This is a genomic window from Limnospira sp. PMC 289.06, from assembly GCF_032350395.1.
In the GTDB taxonomy this organism is placed as follows: Bacteria; Cyanobacteriota; Cyanobacteriia; order Cyanobacteriales; family Microcoleaceae; genus Limnospira; species Limnospira platensis.
Genome location: NZ_JARPLC010000318.1, coordinates 1 through 1334, shown reverse-complemented (window position 1 = coordinate 1334; position 1334 = coordinate 1). Strand labels below are relative to the sequence as shown.

2 protein-coding genes are annotated in these 1334 nt (G+C 40.6%); both read right to left on the bottom strand.

The window, feature by feature from the left end:
• Positions 1–418 precede the first annotated feature (418 nt).
• Positions 419–748 (bottom strand): hypothetical protein, encoded by a 330-nt coding sequence (locus tag P5674_RS24820; RefSeq protein ID WP_035737519.1) that lies wholly within the window; start codon positions 746–748, stop codon positions 419–421.
• Positions 741–1013: a hypothetical protein gene (locus P5674_RS24815; RefSeq protein WP_006615768.1), complete on the bottom strand. Its 273-nt coding sequence runs from the start codon at positions 1011–1013 to the stop codon at positions 741–743. The genes P5674_RS24820 and P5674_RS24815 overlap by 8 nt, the downstream gene beginning before the upstream one ends.
• Positions 1014–1334 lie beyond the last annotated feature (321 nt).

The following is a 1334-nucleotide window of genomic DNA, read 5'->3' as shown; positions in this document are numbered from 1 at the left end:
CATGGGTCTGATTCATAATCTCCGGTGAGGGGAAACTATGGGCTATCATCTACCGGATCCAACCCGATACCCCCAAACAACTTTTCAACTGGTGACAATTACCGGGATGGGACTCGATACCCACATAATCCTCAGCAAGTTTCCAATCTTTGTTGGCAATCACCCCGTGCGGAAACCGATACCAACATAATCAGTTCACCCCCAAAATCTTAGTCGTAGGTTGTAGGTAAAGCTATCTGTTAGGGGTCAAGTAGTTATGGGTAATATCTGGACATGATAGGGTGAGCATTCGTATAAACCGTTCACACTACTGTGTCTCAGTAGTGTGTTGGGAAAATATGCAGACACCCCCTACAGTCAGAAACCATAGGGGGCCATTAAGTTATTGAGTTAGCTGTTAGCTGTTAGCTGTTAGGGTTTACGCTTGTTTAGGGTTACACCGATAAAACATAGCTATAGCAGCTTGTTGAATCTTTTCGTTGGTAGTCTGGTCAGATTTTCCGATATAGATGTGATGGTTGATTTTACCGTCCGAGCCCTTCAGGTTCCAGTACGCGAAACCGTTGATAGATGTTTTTTTGCAAGCCGTGAACCGTTTACCGTTTAACTCAACCGAAAATGATTTGTTTTTGATCAGGTAGTCAAACCATTCGGGTGTATCTAAGTCAATGCAAATTCCACCATGACCCAGTAGAAAGTTGCTAAACCTTCCAGACATTAAGTTGATTACTGGCAATAACTTAGGCATTGAAGTCACCCCCCATAAAAATGTCACTGCTGTCATCATTGCCATTCAAGTCGGGCATAAATGATGCTGGCTGAATAATCGCATCATGAGACGATACCCACTTTTCCTGTACCGCCATAAAATCTACAGCGGCGTTATGGGCGATTTCGGCTAATTTCACCCTGGTGTCTTGGTTAGCATAGGGGATATATCGTGACAGTAATTGAGTGTAAATATCACGTGCTAATTCCGCGATAACCATTAACCTTGCTTGTTTCTCGTTCATGGTTTTGTGTTTTCTGTTTTGAGGAAATCATTTAATTTTATTGAAAATTTATAGCATTATTAAAGCTCATTTTTATTGGCTTTTTATTATTGCTTGATTTTTTCTTACAACCATTTTTTAATTGCTGTAATCAAGGAATTGTGCATAGCCAGAAAAGTGCTTTCAAGCTCCAAGAATCGACGACATTCGTTAAATTGTGTAGGACAATCGGCAAGTTCTACAGCGTCCAGTAGCGCTACAATTTTGCTGTTTAACCTATCACTATGATACAGCCTTTACACAAAACACAAAGTACAGTATAATGTATGGCTATTGTATAAG

What these genes read in the sequence shown, in the direction of transcription:
- P5674_RS24820 (WP_035737519.1), bottom strand. Translation starts at nt 748, where the DNA reads ATGCCTAAGTTATTGCCAGTAATCAACTTAATGTCTGGAAGGTTTAGC.
- P5674_RS24815 (WP_006615768.1), bottom strand. Translation starts at nt 1,013, where the DNA reads ATGAACGAGAAACAAGCAAGGTTAATGGTTATCGCGGAATTAGCACGT.